The organism is Spirillospora sp. NPDC052269 (assembly GCF_040679435.1).
In the GTDB taxonomy this organism is placed as follows: Bacteria; Actinomycetota; Actinomycetes; order Streptosporangiales; family Streptosporangiaceae; genus Spirillospora.
The window spans coordinates 629,230-645,876 of record NZ_JBFAUU010000001.1; the positions used below are offsets into that span (position 1 = coordinate 629,230).

General features: G+C 69.6%; 13 protein-coding genes. 3 read left to right on the forward strand and 10 right to left on the reverse strand.

Annotated features, from left to right (window positions below; genetic code table 11):
* The 8 genes from AB0L06_RS02995 to AB0L06_RS03030 form a co-directional block, all read right to left on the reverse strand.
* Window positions 1-1,525, reverse strand: a 1,525-nt coding sequence (locus AB0L06_RS02995; protein ID WP_500229206.1) for a lipopolysaccharide biosynthesis protein, incomplete at its 3' end; no start/stop codon positions are given.
* On the reverse strand, window positions 1,522-2,379 hold the full coding sequence (locus tag AB0L06_RS03000; RefSeq protein WP_500229207.1) for a polysaccharide deacetylase family protein: 858 nt from the start codon (window positions 2,377-2,379) through the stop codon (window positions 1,522-1,524). The genes AB0L06_RS03000 and AB0L06_RS02995, both read right to left, overlap by 4 nt.
* On the reverse strand, window positions 2,376-3,503 hold the full coding sequence (locus tag AB0L06_RS03005) for a glycosyltransferase family 2 protein (protein WP_500229208.1): 1,128 nt from the start codon (window positions 3,501-3,503) through the stop codon (window positions 2,376-2,378). Before AB0L06_RS03005 ends, AB0L06_RS03000 begins: the two co-directional genes overlap by 4 nt.
* The gene (locus tag AB0L06_RS03010; RefSeq protein WP_500229209.1) at window positions 3,500-4,588 is read right to left on the reverse strand and encodes a GNAT family N-acetyltransferase; all 1,089 of its coding nucleotides are present in this window, start codon (window positions 4,586-4,588) and stop codon (window positions 3,500-3,502) included. The genes AB0L06_RS03005 and AB0L06_RS03010 overlap by 4 nt, the downstream gene beginning before the upstream one ends.
* Window positions 4,585-5,529 (reverse strand): glycosyltransferase family 2 protein, encoded by a 945-nt coding sequence (locus AB0L06_RS03015; RefSeq protein WP_500229210.1) that lies wholly within the window; start codon window positions 5,527-5,529, stop codon window positions 4,585-4,587. Before AB0L06_RS03015 ends, AB0L06_RS03010 begins: the two co-directional genes overlap by 4 nt.
* 392 nt (window positions 5,530-5,921) lie before the next feature.
* Window positions 5,922-7,361, reverse strand: a complete 1,440-nt coding sequence (locus tag AB0L06_RS03020) for a maltokinase N-terminal cap-like domain-containing protein (RefSeq protein WP_500229211.1) — start codon at window positions 7,359-7,361, stop codon at window positions 5,922-5,924.
* Window position 7,362: 1 nt separating this feature from the next.
* On the reverse strand, window positions 7,363-9,114 hold the full coding sequence (gene treS / locus AB0L06_RS03025; protein ID WP_500229308.1) for a maltose alpha-D-glucosyltransferase: 1,752 nt from the start codon (window positions 9,112-9,114) through the stop codon (window positions 7,363-7,365).
* A gap of 149 nt (window positions 9,115-9,263) precedes the next feature.
* Window positions 9,264-11,312, reverse strand: coding sequence for an alpha-1,4-glucan--maltose-1-phosphate maltosyltransferase (locus AB0L06_RS03030; protein ID WP_500229212.1), 2,049 nt, complete (start codon window positions 11,310-11,312; stop codon window positions 9,264-9,266).
* Between the two features lie 165 nt (window positions 11,313-11,477).
* On the opposite strand from AB0L06_RS03030, the gene AB0L06_RS03035 reads away from it, so the two are divergent.
* Both AB0L06_RS03035 and glgP read left to right on the forward strand, forming a co-directional pair.
* On the forward strand, window positions 11,478-12,008 hold the full coding sequence (locus AB0L06_RS03035; protein WP_500229213.1) for a VanZ family protein: 531 nt from the start codon (window positions 11,478-11,480) through the stop codon (window positions 12,006-12,008).
* Between the two features lie 145 nt (window positions 12,009-12,153).
* The gene (glgP, locus tag AB0L06_RS03040) at window positions 12,154-14,748 is read left to right on the forward strand and encodes an alpha-glucan family phosphorylase (RefSeq protein WP_500229214.1); all 2,595 of its coding nucleotides are present in this window, start codon (window positions 12,154-12,156) and stop codon (window positions 14,746-14,748) included.
* A gap of 58 nt (window positions 14,749-14,806) precedes the next feature.
* On the opposite strand, the gene AB0L06_RS03045 is transcribed toward glgP, so the two are convergent.
* Together AB0L06_RS03045 and AB0L06_RS03050 are read right to left on the reverse strand one after the other, a co-directional pair.
* Window positions 14,807-15,337 carry a hypothetical protein gene (locus tag AB0L06_RS03045; RefSeq protein ID WP_500229215.1) on the reverse strand — a complete coding sequence of 177 codons (531 nt, stop codon included), beginning with the start codon at window positions 15,335-15,337 and terminating at the stop codon, window positions 14,807-14,809.
* An 11-nt stretch (window positions 15,338-15,348) separates the two neighbouring features.
* On the reverse strand, window positions 15,349-15,609 hold the full coding sequence (locus AB0L06_RS03050; RefSeq protein WP_500229216.1) for a helix-turn-helix transcriptional regulator: 261 nt from the start codon (window positions 15,607-15,609) through the stop codon (window positions 15,349-15,351).
* A gap of 181 nt (window positions 15,610-15,790) precedes the next feature.
* Here AB0L06_RS03050 and AB0L06_RS03055 point away from each other — a divergent pair, with 181 nt between their 5' ends.
* A complete protein-coding gene (locus AB0L06_RS03055) occupies window positions 15,791-16,633 on the forward strand; it encodes a M55 family metallopeptidase (RefSeq protein WP_500229217.1) in 843 nt (280 codons plus the stop codon).
* The last annotated feature ends 14 nt before the right edge of the window (window positions 16,634-16,647 follow it).

The window sequence follows — 16,647 nt, forward strand, 5'->3', positions numbered from 1 at the left end:
GACAGGAAGATGTGGGGGAGACGTTGCTGAACCCTGAGGACCTGTACGAGCTGGACGCGGACCTGGCGCGGGCCGGGGGCGTCCCCCGGATCGCGCGCACGAGGCCCGGCAGAACGAGGAAGGCGACGACGGTGTTCACCGCGAGGATCGCCATCCCGATGACGCCCAGGTGCCGCGGGTCGATGAGCGGGAAGAGCAGCCCGAGCACGGCGAGGAAGCGGACGGCCTGGAGGAGCGCGATCAGCCGGGTGCGGTTCTCCACCCGCAGGACGCCGATGTAGAGCTCGATCAGCGCCTTGGGCAGCACCGCGAGCGCGAGGATCTGCAGCAGCGGGGCGCCGCGCGCCGCGTAGTCGTGCCCGAAGAACGCCAGGCCGAAGGGCGCGCCCACGACGACCACGAGGATGACCGGCGGCAGCAGCGTCAGCGTGCGCCGCATGGCCGCGCGCGCGGACGAGGCGAGCCGGCCGGTGTCGAAGGAGCCCTCCACCGTCAGCGACATGGACAGCGTCAGGGCGAGCAGGTCGAGCATCATGCCGAGCGCCCACGCCATTTGGAAGTAGGCGTTGGCGTCCTCGGCCAGGTGCGCGGCGACGATGACCGGGATCAGGCTGATCGAGGCGTACTGGAACGCGCCGCCCAGGTACGCGCCGCCGAGGTAGCGCCAGATCTCCCTGTGGGTCGGGCGCGGGCCGCGGCCGAAGTTCTCCGCGCGGTGCCGGGGGATCAGCCGTCCGAAGATCAGGTAGCTGACCGGCGGGAGCGCCACCAGCACAGGGACGAACCAGGACAATGTCACCCCGTCCGCCGGGAACGCGCCCGCGACGGCGACCAGCAGCACGAGCTTGGCCAGCCCGAACGCCACGTTCACGACCGGCACCCAGCCCGCGTGCCGCAGGCCGGTGAACACGCCCTCCTGCTGGTTCCACAGGTTCCACGCGACCGCCATGACCAGGAACCACAGCGCCGACCGCCAGTCGTGCAGATGCCGGAAGGACGGCCCCCACCACGACAGCGTCCCCAGGAACGCGAGCGCCAACAGCGCCGCGGCCACCGCGCCCGTCCCGTAACAGGCCAGCACCAGCGCGCGCGTGTGCCGCGCCGTCTGTGGGACGAACCGGATCAGCAGGAAGTTCAGCATCGTCACGCTGCCGACGAACATGATCGCCTGGATCACCGCCCAGTTGCGGCCCATGTCGTCCGGCGCGTACAGCTTGGCCCCGAGCGCCCAGTAGCCGAGCCCGAGCAAGCCGGTCAGCCCCCCGTTCATCATCAGCGCGTACGCGTTGCGGAACAACGGGTTGGACAGCTCCCGCCGCAACCACCCACCCGCGCTCCCGGGCGTCTCCGCCGGCCCCTCACCCCCGTCCACCGGCGGCCTGCTCCCGTCCACCGGCGGCCTCTCGTTTCCGTCCGCCGGCGGTCCGCCGCGGTCCGCCGGATGTTCGGCGGCGTCCGCCGAACGCGCGCGGCGGTCCGCCGGAGCTCCGACGGCCTCCGGACGTGCCTCGCTGGAACCTGTCACGGCCGGTCTCCCCGGGATTTCGAAGCCGGCTCACGTGCGGGTGAGGTGAAGGCGCGGTGCGGGGTGGAGGCGCGGCGGAGGGTGTAGCGGGCGCGGCGGACGACGGCGTAGCCGCGGGTGAGGGCGTGGTCCTTGAGGAAGACCAGGGGGATGCCCCTCCCCTCGACGACGCGGGCGAACGTGCCGGGCCCGGTCGTCGCGCGGACGGTCAGCCGGGGGAGGGCGAGCGGGTCGGCCGCCCCGGCCGCCATCCGGTTGGCGACCGCGCACGCCGTGTCGTACCCCGCCGCGCGCGCCATCCGACGCACGCGCGCGCTGGAATAGCCGAACGGATAGGCCATCGTCCGGACGGGCTCGCCGAGCCGGTCCTCCAACAGGCCGCGGCTGCGGACGAGCTCCTCGCGCAGCGCGTGGTCGTCGAGTTGGTCGAGTTGTGGATGGCTGTGGCTGTGCCCGCCGATCTCGATGCCGTGCGCGGCGGCCTCGGCGACCTGCGCCCACGAGAGCATGCGGTCGAGCGGACGTCCGGCGGCGTCGGCCCCCGCGTCCGCGAGCCACCCGGTGGTCACGAACACGGTCGCCGCGAACCCGTGCCGCTCCAGGACCGGCAGCGCGTTCTCGTGGAAGTCGGCGTACCCGTCGTCGAACGTGATGACCACCGGCCGCTCCCCGCGCGCACGAGCGGTGGAGCCGAGGGCGGAGAAGGGGATGGGCGTGAAGCCGTGCGCGGTGAGATGCGCCATCTGGTCGGCGAACGCGGCGACGGGGACCGACAGGCCACGGGTCTCGGGCGTCGGCCGGTCGGTGACCGAGTGGTACATCAGGATCGGGACGGCGGGCTGGTCGGCGCTCACTGGGCGGGTTCCTCCCCGTTGGGACGGGCGGCCGCGCCGGAGGCGGCGTGCGTCGTGCGTCGTGCGGCGTACCTGCCGACGGCGTAGCCCCAGGCCGTCCACGCGAGTCCGACCGTGATGGCGGACGCGCGGCCGAGCCCGGAGAGGTCACCGCGGCAGGTGTCGCCGAGGCCCCGCAGGACGCCCCGGGGAAGGGTGCGGAGCGCGTGGGCGCGCTCGCTGGCGAGACCGTCCTGCGTGCCGACGCTACGGGTGACCTGGGCCTTCGACAGTCCTTCGGCGTAGCAGCGTTCGCGGAAGTAGGGGAATCGGGCGCGTTCGGGCGGGACGCGGTGCCAGATGATCGCTTCGTCGTCGAGCAGCAGTTCGGATTCGGGGCTTCGTTGCCTCAGCCTGATGCAGAACTCGGTCTCCTCACAACCGAACGGCCTTCTGTGGACGCCGCGTCCTATCCCTGTGCTGAACCCCCCTGCGATGGGGAACATCTCCCGCCTGAAGGAGGCGTTGCCGCCCATGAGGTTGCGCACCGGGCCCGCCTCCAGGCCCCGGTAGGTGCAGCCCACCGTCCAGTCGAACTCCTCAGGGAACCAGTGGGGACGCGTGCCGGTGGACGTAGGCACAGGCTCCGACACCAGATCGGAGGACGGCGTGGACCCCGGCCACATGGGCAGTGTCATCCCGCCCACGCCCGCGACATAGGGATCCGCATAGTGCCGGGAGAAGGCGCGCAGCCATCCGGGGGCGGCAACGGCGTCGTCGTCCAGGAACGCCACGACGTCCCCGTTCGCGACTGCGACGCCGGTGTTCTTCCCTCCGGACAGGCCGCGCTCCTCGCGGTTCTCCACCACACGCACGTCCGGCAGGGACGACTTGAGACGCTCGTACAACGCCGGGTTGTGGTCGATGACGAGGACGATCTCCTCGGGGGCGGACTCCTGCGCGCGCACGGAGGCGACCGCCGCGTGCACGTCGTCCCACCGCTTCTCCGTGTACGCGCAGATCACCACGGAGATGCGCGGCTCGTTCTTGAGAGGCTCGATCGGCGGCCTGCTCTTGGGCGAGGCCACCGGCGGCCCGCCCTTGAGTGGATCCATGGACGCCTCGCCCTGGAGGGGATCGGTCATCGGCTACGCCCCCTCAACTTGGCGTACGTCTTGAGAACACGGTCGGCCCGCTTGTATAGGGCCGGGTTGTCGAGGACGGCTCCGCGCGCCTTGTTCAGCGGTGTGGCCCGCATCCAGTGCACGCCCGCGCCCGCGGTGTTGCGCGCGACCCGTCCCTCGGCGATCGGTATCTCCCGCCCCTTGAAGCCCTCCTTGAACTCCTTGCCGCCGCGTCCCATCGCGATCTCGGAGATGCCGTTCAGGGTGCAGCCCTCGGCCAGGTGCAGGTGGCCGACCATGCCGGGCGAGTACTTGCCGAAGCGGGTGTCGTAGGCGGGGAACCAGCCCGCCATAACGCCCTCGTTGCGCAGCCCGAAGTGCGCCGAGACGGGTTCGTCGCCCGCCCACAGGACGCTCAGCACGCCGAACCCGGTGCGGTGGAAGTGCTCCACCAGGGCGACGATCCACGGGCGCGCGAAGCGGTCGGTGCGTCCCGTCCGGTTGTACTGGTCGGACTTCCAGTCCATGAGGCGCCGCAGGTCCTCGGGGTCGTCCGAGGCGAACACGTAGCGGACCGGACCGACGTCCCGGCCCAGCTTGCGTTCCTTGTAGCGGATCGTCTTGTGCGTCTTGGGCGCGGCCTGCCGCATCTCCTCCTCGAAGGCGGCGAACCCGGCGCCGAGGTCCATGACGGGTTCGACGCGGCGGACGGTGTGGTGCGACGCGAAGGTGCGCTGTGCGGCGAGCAGGTGGTCGAAGTCCCACACTGCGAGACCGCACGCGCGCAGCAACACGCGCGCGTCGAGCGCGAGGCCGGGCGGTGCGACGAGGCCCTGGAGGTCGGTGAGGCCGAAGCCGACCGGATGCCCGATTCCCAGGGGACCGCGCTCGAACGGGAAGAACGCCGCGATCTCCCCGGCGTCCTCGACGACGGCCACCAGGACGTCCACCCGGCCCGGCCCCTCGCGGCGGAACCGGCCGACGCCGAGCGTGAACTCGGGCGCGAGGAAGGGGTTGGCCAGGTCGGGGTCGGACGCCTGGAGCGCGCGCCACCGTCCGATCTCGGCGTCGCCGAGATCGGACGGGCGGACGACGGAGACCTTCACTCGGTCCCCGTCCGGCTCAGCGCGGCGGCCCGCCAGGACGGCCGCAGGCGGTCGGGCGCGTCCTCGACGGACGCCGGCGAGGGCCCGGCCGCCGGAACGGACGCGGCGAGCGCTCCGGGGCACAGGTGCTCGGCCACGGGCAGCGGCGCGCCCGCGTCCTCGGGGCCGAGCGGGCCGGCGAACCGGAGCCGGACCATCGTGCGCAGGACGCGCCAGCCGTCGCGCCAGGTGTTGAGGTTGGACACCCCGAACCGCCGCTCGGTCTCGTGGCTGGCGATCTCGGCGATGCGCAGGCCCGCGCGCACGGCGTTGACGCACATCTCGGTCTCGATCTCGAAACCGGTGGAGCGCAGCCGCAGCGGCTCGACCGCGTCGCGGTGCAGCGCGACGTAGCCGTAGCACAGGTCGGTCCAGTGCTGGCGGTAGAGCCGGTTGGCGAGCCACGTGAGCGCGCGGTTGCCGAGGCGGCGGAGCCCGGTCAGGTCGTCCGAGCCGCCCCCGCAGCCGTAGCGGGTGCCCTTGACGAACTGGTAGCCGCGGCGGAGCAGGGCCAGGAAGGCGGTGAACTCCTCGGGGTCCATGCTGCCGTCGGCGTCGAGCATGATGATCATGTCGCAGGTGGCGGCGGCGAGCCCCTCGCGCATCGCGGCGCCCTTCCCCCGGGGCGGCTGCGAGATGAGGCGGACGACGGGGTGCGGGCCGGGGACGATCGAGTCCTGCGCGTACGCGGCGGCGAGCTCGCGCGTGCCGTCGGTGGACTCGCCGTCGACGATGACGATCTCGTCCAGCTCCTCGTTCGCGTACAGGCGGGGGAGGAGCCATTCGAGGTTCTCGCGCTCGTTGAGCGTCGGGACGACGGCCGTGACGGTTCGCCATCGGCGGCCGTGGTCGGTGAGGTTCACGAGGTTGTCGCTATGGGCTCCGGCGGCCGTTCTCGGCACGCCGACAGCGTGGGCCGTGTGATTGGAGGATGACATGGAGACCCCGTAAGTAGTTGACGTCCTGACCCGTTTAGATGCCAGGTTCGCCCATCATGTTTGGAGGATCCGCCCGAGCACTCGTTTAAGTTGCGCAGGAACGCCTACGCACCTGGTACGGCTCCGACAGGTAAGGGCATCATCACGGATTGCTGCGCCGGACAAATGACGGTAAAGCTGCCGTACCGGCACATGTGACCTGGCCGGATGTGGCCATTGCGATCAATGTCACGGGTCAATAAAGATCGCGGCGGACGTCCTTCCGCGCTCATTCGACCCCCGAATGCCGCCCCTTCCTGGATGTCCGCGTCGATTCCAGGAATAGTCTGGGAGAAATCTGAGAACAGTCTGGGAGATCATTCCGTGAGATGTGCGAGTGATCTCAGGGGAACGGGAAGCCATGAGGGGCGATTGGCGGCCTCGTAACGGACTTCGTAGACGGCCTTGTCGAACTCCAGCGCCCTCAGCAGCGTCTCATGCCCGGCGGGATCGGGGCCTCCCGCGGACGCGTACCCGCGGCAGAACGCGGCCCTGTTCCGGGCCGCCCAAGCCCGCGCGCGTCGCTCCAGGCTCTGTTCCGCCTCGGGCGACATGTGCGGGTCCGCCGTATGGAGGAACCTCGCGGCGTACTCGAACGAGCGCAGCATGCCCGCCACGTCCCGCAGCGGGTGCGAGGGCTCCCGGCGCTCGTCCGCGCTGCGGGCCGGCTCGCCTTCGAAGTCGAGCAGTACCCAGCCGGTGTCGGTGCGCATCACCTGACCGAGGTGGTAGTCGCCATGGACGCGCTGGACGGGCAGCGGACGGCTCCACTCGGCCAGTGACGTGAACGCCGAGCCGATCACCTTCGCGTAGGGCTCGATCTCGGGGACGGTCGCGCGTACCCGATCGAGCTGGTCGTGCATCCGTGCGGCCATCGTGCGCACGCGTTCCGGCGGCAGTTCGGAACGGCCGAACGCCTTGGCAAGGTCCCGGTGGACGCTCGCCGTCGCCGTTCCCAGCCGTTCGGCCTCCGCCGCGAAGTCGCCACCCGCCGCGCCTGCGCCCGCCCCTGCGTCCGTGCCGTCCGCCGGATGCGGTTGCGTGAACCAGTCCCGGACGCTGGTGATGGCGAGTTTCCAGCCGTCCGTCCCTGAGTGCAGGTACTCGGACAGGAGCGCCAACGTCGTGACGCCCTTGCCGCCCGTTTTCAGCTCCGCCCACCCGTACACGCCCGGGACGTGGGCACAGCCGAGCCTGGTCAGCGCCAGGTTCACTTCGAGATCGAGGTTCACGCCAGGGGAGAGCTTGCGGAACAGCTTGCAGATGTACTCGTCGCCGTAGATGAGCGAGGTGTTGCTCTGTTCGGCCGTGCTCACCGTGGGCGCGAGGTCGGTGTCCAGGTCGGCTCCCGGGACGTGCCGGAACCGGAGCGGCCCTATGACGGTCTCGTCCGCCATGTGAGTCAGCAGGCAGTGCGCGAGTTCCGGATCGTGGACGGCGTCGAAGGCGTGGGCCGCGTCCCTGTAGCCACCGAGCCCGCCTCGTGCGCCCGCGTCGAGGGCGAGCCATCCGATCTCCGCCGGACGCATCCGCTCCGGAAGGCTTCGCCGGACGCCGACGAGGAGCTGATACTGCTCAGACTCACCGTTCTGCCGGACGTTCACCACCAGGTGGTGCAGGCCGGGATCACCGGGGAGCAGCGCGGTCGCCGTGCCGATGCCGACCTCGCGGATCGGACGGTCCTTGCCCGCGAACCAGCGCTGCGCGGGGAGCCATTCTGCGAGGAGGTCGACCAGTGAGGGGAGGGAGGGCCGCACGTCACATCACCTCTGGCGTGTCCGGAGGGGGGAGGAGGAACCAGTAGAAGCCGTGTCCCGGAAGGGTCAGCAGGTAGGGCGGCTCGCCGATCGCGGGGAACCGCACGCCGCCCATGCACTCGATGGGGGTGGACCCCTCGAAGCGCCTGAGGTCGAGCTCCACCGGCTGGGGGAAGCGCGACAGGTTGTTCACGCACAGGACGGTGTCCATGCCGCCCCAGTGGTTCGACTCCCCGTTGGGGATCTCGCGCACGAAGGCCAGGACGCTCGGGTTGGACGCGGAAAGCTCGACGAACGTGCCGACGCCGAACACCGGGTGCCGCCGCCGGATCTCGATCATCTTGCGGGTCCAGTTGAGCAGCGATCCGGGGTTGTCGCGTTGCGCCTCGGTGTTGACGGCCTGGTAGCCGTAGATCGGGTCCATGATGAGCGGCAGGTACATGCGGGCCGGGTTGCAGCGGGAGAAGCCCGCGTTGCGGTCGGGCGTCCACTGCATGGGCGTGCGCACGGCGTCCCGGTCGCCCAGCCAGATGTTGTCGCCCATGCCGATCTCGTCGCCGTAGTACAGGACGGGTGAGCCGGGCAGGGACAGCAGGAGGGCCGTGAACAGTTCCAGTTGGTTCCGGTCGTTCTCCAGGAGGGGCGCCAGCCGCCGGCGGATCCCGATGTTCGCCTTCATGCGCGGGTCCTTGGCGTACTCCGCGTACATGTAGTCGCGTTCCTCGTCGGTGACCATCTCCAGGGTCAGCTCGTCGTGGTTGCGCAGGAAGATGCCCCACTGGCAGTTCTCGGGGATCTTCGGGGTCTGCGCCATGATCTCGGAGATGGGGTAGCGCTGTTCGCGGCGCACGGCCATGAAGATCCGCGGCATCACCGGGAAGTGGAACGCCATGTGGCACTCGTCCCCGCCCGCGCCCGGGTCGCCGAAGTACTCCACCACGTCCCCGGGCCACTGGTTGGCCTCCGCCAGCAGCACCCGGTCGGGGTAGAGGCGGTCCACCTCGGCGCGTACGCGCTTGAGGTAGGAGTGGGTCTCAGGCAGGTTCTCGCAGTTCGTCCCCTCGCGCGCGTACAAGTACGGGACGGCGTCGAGCCGGAAACCGTCGATGCCGAGGTCCAGCCAGAAGCGCAGGACCTCGAGCATGGCCTCCTGGACGGCGGGGTTGTCGTAGTTCAGATCCGGCTGGTGTGTGAAGAACCGGTGCCAGTAGTACTGCCCGCGCACGGGGTCGTAGGCCCAGTTGGACGTCTCGGTGTCCACGAAGATGACGCGGGCGTCCTGGTACTGGTCGTCCCGGTCGGACCACATGTAGAAGTCGCCGAACGGGCCGTCCGGATCGGAACGCGACGCCTGGAACCAGGGATGCTGGTCGCTGGTGTGGTTCATGACCAGGTCCGCGATGACGCGGATGCCTCGCGCGTGCGCGGCCTCGATCAGCTCGACGAAGTCGCCCAGCTCCCCGAACTCCGGGAGGATCCGGGTGTAGTCGGCGATGTCGTAGCCGCCGTCCCGCAGCGGGGACTGGTAGATCGGCAGCAGCCACAGGCAGTCCACGCCGAGCCACTGCAGGTGGTCGAGCTTGCTCACCAGTCCGCGCAGGTCGCCGTAGCCGTCGTGGTTGGAGTCGGCGAAGCCGCGCACCGACACCTCGTAGAAGACGGCGGTCTTGAACCAGTGCGGGTCGCGCGGCGTGCCGGGGTCGAAGGCGTCCGGGACGGGTTCGCCCGGCGTCGCTGAGAGGGCCTCTGGCAGGATCTCGGGAAGCGGGTCGCTCGCGGGGAGCGGAACGGGCGGCCGGTCGCTCAGCGACTCGTACGTGGCGTCACGGAGGGTGTCGTGGTCGTTGCGGGGGGTTGTCTGCGGGGAGTGCGGGGCGTGCGCCGCCTCGCGGCGTGCTTCGCTCAACTCTGGCCTCTCCGGAACGTGAGGATGTGGGCCGGTCGGACGTGAGGGTCGAGTCGCACGTAGTTGGCCTGCCGCCACGTGTAGGACTCGCCGGACAGCTCGTCGGTCACGACGAACTCCTCGTCCGGGCGGAGCCCCAGCGCGGGCAGGTCCAGGTGGACGGTCGCCTCACGGACCACGTGCGGGTTGAGGTTCACCACGGCCAGCACGACGTCGTCCTGCCGCGTCCTGTCGTCCGGCGGCGCATCGCCGTCATGCAGCGCCTTGGAGAACGCGACGAACTCGGGCATGTCCACGTGGTGGAAGCGGAGATTGCGGAGTCGGTGGAGGGCGGGGTGGGCGCGCCGGAAGGCGTTGAGTCTCGAGATGAGCGGTGCGATGCTCCGCCCCTCGCTCTCGGCCGTCTCCCAGTCGCGGGGCCGGTACTGGTACTTCTCCGAGTCGCGGTACTCCTCACTGCCGGGGCGGACGGGAACGTTCTCGATCAGCTCGTAGCCGGAGTACAGCCCCCACGCGGGCGCGAGCAGCGCCGCCAGGACGGCCCGGATCTCGAATGCCGGACGTCCGCCGTGGACCAGGTACTCGTTGAGGATGTCCGGGGTGTTCACGAAGACGTTGGGGCGCATGTAGCTCGCCGCGTCGCCCGCGAGCTCCTGGAAGTACTCCTGGAGCTCCTCCTGGGAGTTCTTCCAGGTGAAGTACGTGTACGACTGGTGGAAGCCCACCTTCGCCAGCGTGTGCATCATCGCCGGGCGTGTGAACGCCTCCGCCAGGAACAGCACGTCCGGATCGGTGGCGGCGACGTCGGCCAGCAGCCGCTCCCAGAAGGGGACGGGCTTGGTGTGCGGGTTGTCCACACGGAAGATGCGCACGCCCTGCGCCATCCAGTGCCGGACGATGCGGAGCACCTCGGCATGGATGCCTTCGGGGTCGTTGTCGAAGTTGAGCGGGTAGATGTCCTGGTACTTCTTGGGCGGGTTCTCGGCGTAGGCGATCGTCCCGTCCGCACGCGTGGTGAACCACTCCGGATGCTCGCTCACCCACGGATGGTCCGGAGCGCACTGCAACGCCAGGTCGAGGGCGACCTCCATGCCGAGGTCACGCGCGTAGTCCACGAACGCGCGGAAATCCTCCAGCGTGCCCAGTTCCGGGTGGACGGCATCGTGCCCGCCCTCGGCAGAGCCGATCGCCCAGGGAGAGCCCGGATCGTACGGACCCGCCTCCAGGGTGTTGTTGGGGCCCTTGCGGAACGTCCTGCCGATGGGGTGGATGGGCGGGAGGTACACCACGTCGAACCCCATCTCGGCGATGGCGGGCAGACGCTTCATGGCCGTGCGGAACGTTCCCGACATCGGCCCGCGCCGTCCCATGGGGTCGAACGACGCGCCCTCGGAACGAGGGAAGAACTCGTACCAGGCCCCATACAGCGCGCGCTCGCGATGTACCGCCAAGGGCAGCCACTCGGTGGTGGTCAGCAGGTCGCGAAGCGGGTGCCGCTCCTCGATCTCGAGGACGTCCGATGCCGCAGCCGCGTCCAGGCGCTCGCCAATGGGGATCGTGCGGTCCTTGAGCGTCGCCACCAGGCGTGTAAGGACGGACCGCATCACCGAAGGCGATTGCTTGGCGGCGCGGGCGAACAGCTTGGCGCCCTCGCGGAACATCAGCTCCACGTCCTGCCCGCGCGGAATCTTGATCTCGGCGTCGTGGCGCCAGTGCGCGATCGGATCGCCCCAGGCCTCGACGCGGTAGTGCCAGAGCCCCTCGGTCGTGGGCGTCACCTCGGCCGCGTACCGGTCCAGCCCTTGGCCGACCTCGTGCATGCGCGTGGACTGGACCGTCTCCCCGTCGGGCGCGCGAAGGGCGACAGCGCAGCCGAGCATCTCGTGGCCCTCACGGAACACCGTCGCGCTGACCTCGAACGTTTCGCCTACGACGGCCTTGGCGGGCCAGCGTCCGCCGCCCACCAGAGGCGCGACGTCGAGTATCGGAATCCGTCCGATCGTCATCAAACCGTGCATCGAGGACGTTCCGGACTCGACTCGCATGCGCCATCCCCTACCCGTTCGCGTTGGCCAAAACCGTCCATGCCCGCGTCCGGCCGCAGGTCTCCCAGGAAGCATTGATTACTTTTCGCTACATTTCGGTTACCTCTCGCTGGCCGGGGGCGGACGCGCGCGAACTCCCGCCGCGCGCGGCTCGTCGTCCCAGGTGTGCCGCATCTGCCGCATCACCTCCCCATCGAGGCCGTCCGCGCGCTGACGCTGTGGACGGTGCTGGCGATCGTCGCGGTGGCCGTGTGGCGCCCGCTCGTCCGCCGTACCGGGTGGGCCCCGCTGCCCACCCTCGGCCTGCTGCTGTGGACGTGCCTGATCCTCGCCATGACCGTCCCCATGACGGTGGAGCCCGGCGCGGGGGAGCGGCTGTCGCTCTGCCTGTCGCACCCGGTCGACCACGCCGCCTGGTCGGTCCGCACGTTCGGGGACCGTGGCCTGGAGGACGTCATGAACGTGGCGCTGTGGGTGCCGTCCGGTGCGCTTTCCGTCGTTGCGACCAGACGAGCCGTCGCGGCACCGGTGTTTCTGTCGCTGACGTTCGTGCTTGTGGAGTTCCTACAAACGCTCGATCCCGGACGCGAATGCGACCCGGGCGACATGGTCTACAACTCAGCCGGGCTCGCCATCGGCGCGATCACCGCTGTCGTGGGACTGCGCCTACACAAGGCCATTCGCGTCCCGCGGTGACTTCGCCTACCGCGGTGACTTCGCGTCCTGCGGTGACTTCGCGTACGGCTGTGTTTCGCGCTCTGTGGTGACGGCGGGCGCCGACAGGTGAGGGTCTTGTCGCGCGGGTCGCGCGCGCAGGAGTCAGCGCCTAGCGTGGCCGGGCGTGAAGGCAATCCGTAGATTCACCGTACGCACCGTCCTTCCAGAACCCCTCCGCCCTCTAGAGGAACTGATCCTCAACCTCCGCTGGTCGTGGCACCACGAGACCCTGGATCTGTTCCGCGAGGTCGATCCCTCGCTGTGGGAAGAGGTCCGGCACGACCCCGTCAAGCTGCTGGGCGAGGTCGGCCCCGAACGCCTGGAACTGCTGGCCCATGACCGCCGGTTCCTGCGACGCCTGCACGACACCGCTGACGAGCTGCGCGAATACCTGAACGAACCGCGCTGGTGCCAGTCGCTCGCGGACGGCCCGCGCGCCGTCGCCTACTTCTCGCCGGAGTACGGAATCACCGCCGCGCTGCCGCAGTACTCCGGCGGCCTCGGCATTCTGGCCGGGGACCACCTCAAAACCGCGAGCGACATGGGCGTGCCCCTCATCGGCGTAGGGCTGCTCTACAAGCATGGCTACTTCTCGCAGTCGCTCTCACCCGACGGGTGGCAACTGGAGCGCTACCCACCGATCGACCCGAACGGCCTGCCACTCACCCTCCTCAGGGAAGAGAACGACGATCCGGTACGGATATCCATTGGGCTGCCCCAGGGACGTGACCTGCACGCACAGGTGTGGTTCGCCCGCGTGGGGCGAGTCCCACAACTCCTCCTCGATTCGGACGTCGAGGACAACGACCAACCCGCACGCGACATCACCGACCGTCTCTATGGAGGAGGCGGTGACCACCGCCTGCTGCAAGAGATGCTGTTGGGCATCGGTGGTGTTCGGGCCATTCGCGCCTACTGCCGTGTCAGCGGCCACCCGGAACCTGAGGTGTTCCATACGAACGAGGGCCATGCGGGCTTCCTCGGGCTGGAACGCATCCGTGAGCTGGTCTCCGGCGAAGGCCTCGATTTCGAGGAGGCGCTGGAGTCGACGCGTGCGGGAACCGTGTTCACCACGCACACGCCCGTCCCGGCCGGAATCGACCGCTTTCCGAGAGAGCTGGTCCGAAAGTACTTCGGCGGGACGAACGAGGACCACGACGTCCCGGTGGAACGCATCCTCGAACTCGGTGCCGAAGACTATGCGGACGGCGATCCCACGGTCTTCAACATGGCCGTCATGGGGATGCGCCTCGCGCAGCGCGTTAACGGCGTTTCCACCCTGCACGGCGAGGTCAGCCGGGACATGTTCGGTGGGCTGTGGGGCGGGTTCGACAAGGCCGAGGTGCCGATCGGGTCCATCACGAACGGCGTCCATGCCGGGACATGGGTCGCACGCGAAATCCTCGAACTGGCCGCCCGCGAGGTGCCTTCCGTAGTGGAAGCCGCGCAGGGCTGGGAGAAAGTGCGTGACGTCTCAGAACGTGAGATGTGGCAGGTTAGGCGCGTTCTGCGCGAACGGCTTGTGCAGAACGCGCGGACCAGGCTGCGCGAGTCGTGGCGCACGCGTGGTGCCAGCGAGGCCGAGATCGGATGGATCGACGAGGCGCTCGACCCGGACGTCCTGACCATCGCGTTCGCCCGGCGAGTCCCGTCCTACAAGCGGCTCACCCTGATGATGCGGGATCCGGACCGGCTGCGCGCGATCCTGCTCGACCCGGACCGTCCCGTCCAGATCGTCATCGCCGGCAAGGCGCACCCGGCGGACGAGGGCGGCAAGCGGCTCATCCAGGACATCGTCCGGTTCGCTGACGCCGAGGACGTCCGCCACCGTGTCGTCTTCCTCCCGGACTACGACATCGCTCTCGGCCGGCTGCTCGTCCAAGGCTGCGACGTATGGCTGAACAACCCGCTGAGGCCCTTGGAGGCGTGCGGGACGTCCGGGATGAAGGCCGCCCTCAACGGAGCGCTCAACCTGTCCGTGAGGGACGGCTGGTGGGACGAGTGGTACGACGGCCAGAACGGCTGGGCCATCCCGTCCGCCGACGGGCTGGCCGGACCGGACCGCCGCGACGCCCTGGAGGCCGCCGCCCTCTACGAACTCCTCGAAGAGCACGTCTCGGTGATGTTCTACGACCGCGACGCGTCCGGCCTGCCCAGGCGCTGGCTGGAAATGGTGAAGCACACCATCGCGACGCTCGGGCCCAAGGTGCTCGCCACACGGATGCTCCGCGACTACGTCACCGACTACTACACGCCCGCCGCTGTCTCCGCGCGCGCGATGGGCGGCGACGGATACGCGGGCGCACGAGCGCTCGCCGTATGGAAGCAGCGGATCCGCAAGGCATGGCAGGGCGTGGTCGTTGAACATGTCGAAACGCAGGGCGAGGAGAGTCCGCACGTGGGGACGCGCCTGATGGTCCGTGTGGTCGTGGACCTCGGTGGCCTGGAACCGTCCGATGTCGCCGTGGAGGTCGCCTACGGACGGGTGGACGAGGCCGACGCCATCGTCGAACCGTCCTACCTGGAGCTGACCAGTCCCGAATCCGCCGGTGACGGACGGCTCCGCTATGCGGGGGAGGTGCCGCTCGTGCGCAGTGGGGCGTTCGGCTACAGCGTCCGCGTCGTCCCGCGGCATGCGATGCTCGCCAGCCGCGCGGAGATGGGCCTGGTGGCGCTCCCACCCGCGCCGCACGGCATGACCAACGGCGACCTTCGCTAGGGACGAAAGTAAAGGCGGGCGCGGCCTTCACGGCCGGGCCCGCCCAACGTTCAGAAGGTCAAGCGTCGTCCTCGTCGGGGATGGGATCGGGCATACGCCAGGTGGTCACCAGCAGTGGCAGCGCGGAGACCGTGACCAGGAGCGCCGCGAAGGTGACGACCACGGCGGCCGACGGCGAATGGTCACCGCTGAAGGACATCCCCAGTTCGATCACGAACAGGGCGGCGAACAGCAGGATCACGGTCAGGCGATGCGACGTCGAGTGCGCACGCAGCTTCTCCAACGCCTGCCGCTCGTCCAGCAGGTGGTCGGGGAGGCGCGTGGTGCCACGCGTGACCACCACCATCTGCCCAAGGACCAGCGCCCCGGCGACGAGGCCGATTCCGTCGCACACGAACGTCAGGTACATGGCGGTGTCGCTGGGGGCCAGTGCCCAGCAGACGACCGTGCTGACATAGAACAACGCCAGGCACGCGATGCCCATGCGCACGAGGTTGCGCCGTCCGCTCTGTGTCGCATACCGGCTCGGCACCTCACTCTGGAGGGCGGCCAACAGCTTTTCGTCGCGCTTGGTGAGGGGGGTCGTCATTTGTTGTCTCCCTACAAAGTGGTGCTGCCGATGAGCGGGAACGGCTTCAGCGAGAAGACCACCTCCACCGGCACCTGGAAGTACTCGGCGATCTGGAGTGCCAGGTGCAGGCTGGGGCTGTACTCGCCCCGCTCCAGATAGCCGACCGTCTGGTAGTGCACGCCGAGCGCCGTCGCCAGCTCGCGCCGCGACACGCCCCGCTCCGCCCGCAGCACCGCGATGCGGTTGTGCACGAGCTCCTTGTCCTTGTCCGTCGGCACCGGCCTCGCCATCTCCTGTCACCGTAGAACTCTGACTGTTGATAGTAGATGTACTACATTTGATCGCAGGGGTGCAAGAAGGTGTTCGATAGCTGCTGCCGTCGAACCACCGGTGCGCGACCTTGTCAGGACGGGCAAGATCGGCTTGGCTCGTCCTGCCGGAACCGTGGGAGACCAGTGGAGGTGCGGGCGGATGAAGGTGTTCGTCTCGGTGGACATGGAGGGCATCACCGGGCTCACCGACCCCGAGGAGATGCGCGCGGGCGGACGCGGCTACGAGCGCGGCTGCGAGTTGATGACCGCCGACGCCAACGCCGTGATCACCGCGGCGTTCGACGCCGGGGCGGAGAAGGTCGTCGTGGCCGACGCCCACGGCAGCGGCAAGAACCTGCGCGTCGACCTCATCGACGAGCGCTGCACCCTCGTCCGCGGCCCGTACAAGCCCATGCGCATGGCCGAGGGGCTCGGCAACTGGTGCGACGTCGCCATGTACGTCGGCTACCACGCGCGGGCGGGGACGCCCCGGGGCGTCCTGAACCACACGTGGATGGGACGCGAGATCCAGAACGTCACCTTCAACGGCGAGGTCGCGGGGGAGATCCGGCTGATGGCCGCCTACGCGTCCAGCCTCGGCGTCCCGGTCGGCCTGGTCACCGGGGACGTCGCCGCCTGCGCGGAGGCGCGCGAGGTGCTCGGCGAGGTGGCGACCGTCGCGGTCAAGAAGGGCAGCGACCGGTACGCCGCCGAGCTCGTCCCGCCCGCCCGCGCCCACCGCATGATCAACGAGGCCGCGCGCGCCGTGCTGGCCTCACCCGACCGCTGGCGCCGCCACGTCGTCGAACCGCCCTACACACTCGGGGTCGAGTGGAGCTCCACCGCCATCGCCCAGTCGTGCGAGGTCGTCCCCGGCGTCCGCCTCACCGGACCGCGCACCACCGAGTTCACCACCGACGACTTCCACGAGATCGTCGGCCTCCTGGGCGTCTGGTCCGTCATCGCGGGCGAGGTCGGCTGCACCGGCAGCCACTACGGCTGACCCCACGCCACTGC

Excerpts from the sequence above, each read along its gene's own strand:
- AB0L06_RS03050 (WP_500229216.1), bottom strand. The coding sequence starts at position 15,609 with ATGGCGAGGCCGGTGCCGACGGACAAGGACAAGGAGCTCGTGCACAAC.
- AB0L06_RS03005 (WP_500229208.1), bottom strand. The coding sequence starts at position 3,503 with ATGACCGATCCCCTCCAGGGCGAGGCGTCCATGGATCCACTCAAGGGC.
- AB0L06_RS03055 (WP_500229217.1), top strand. The coding sequence starts at position 15,791 with ATGAAGGTGTTCGTCTCGGTGGACATGGAGGGCATCACCGGGCTCACC.
- AB0L06_RS03045 (WP_500229215.1), bottom strand. The coding sequence starts at position 15,337 with ATGACGACCCCCCTCACCAAGCGCGACGAAAAGCTGTTGGCCGCCCTC.
- AB0L06_RS03030 (WP_500229212.1), bottom strand. The coding sequence starts at position 11,312 with ATGCGAGTCGAGTCCGGAACGTCCTCGATGCACGGTTTGATGACGATC.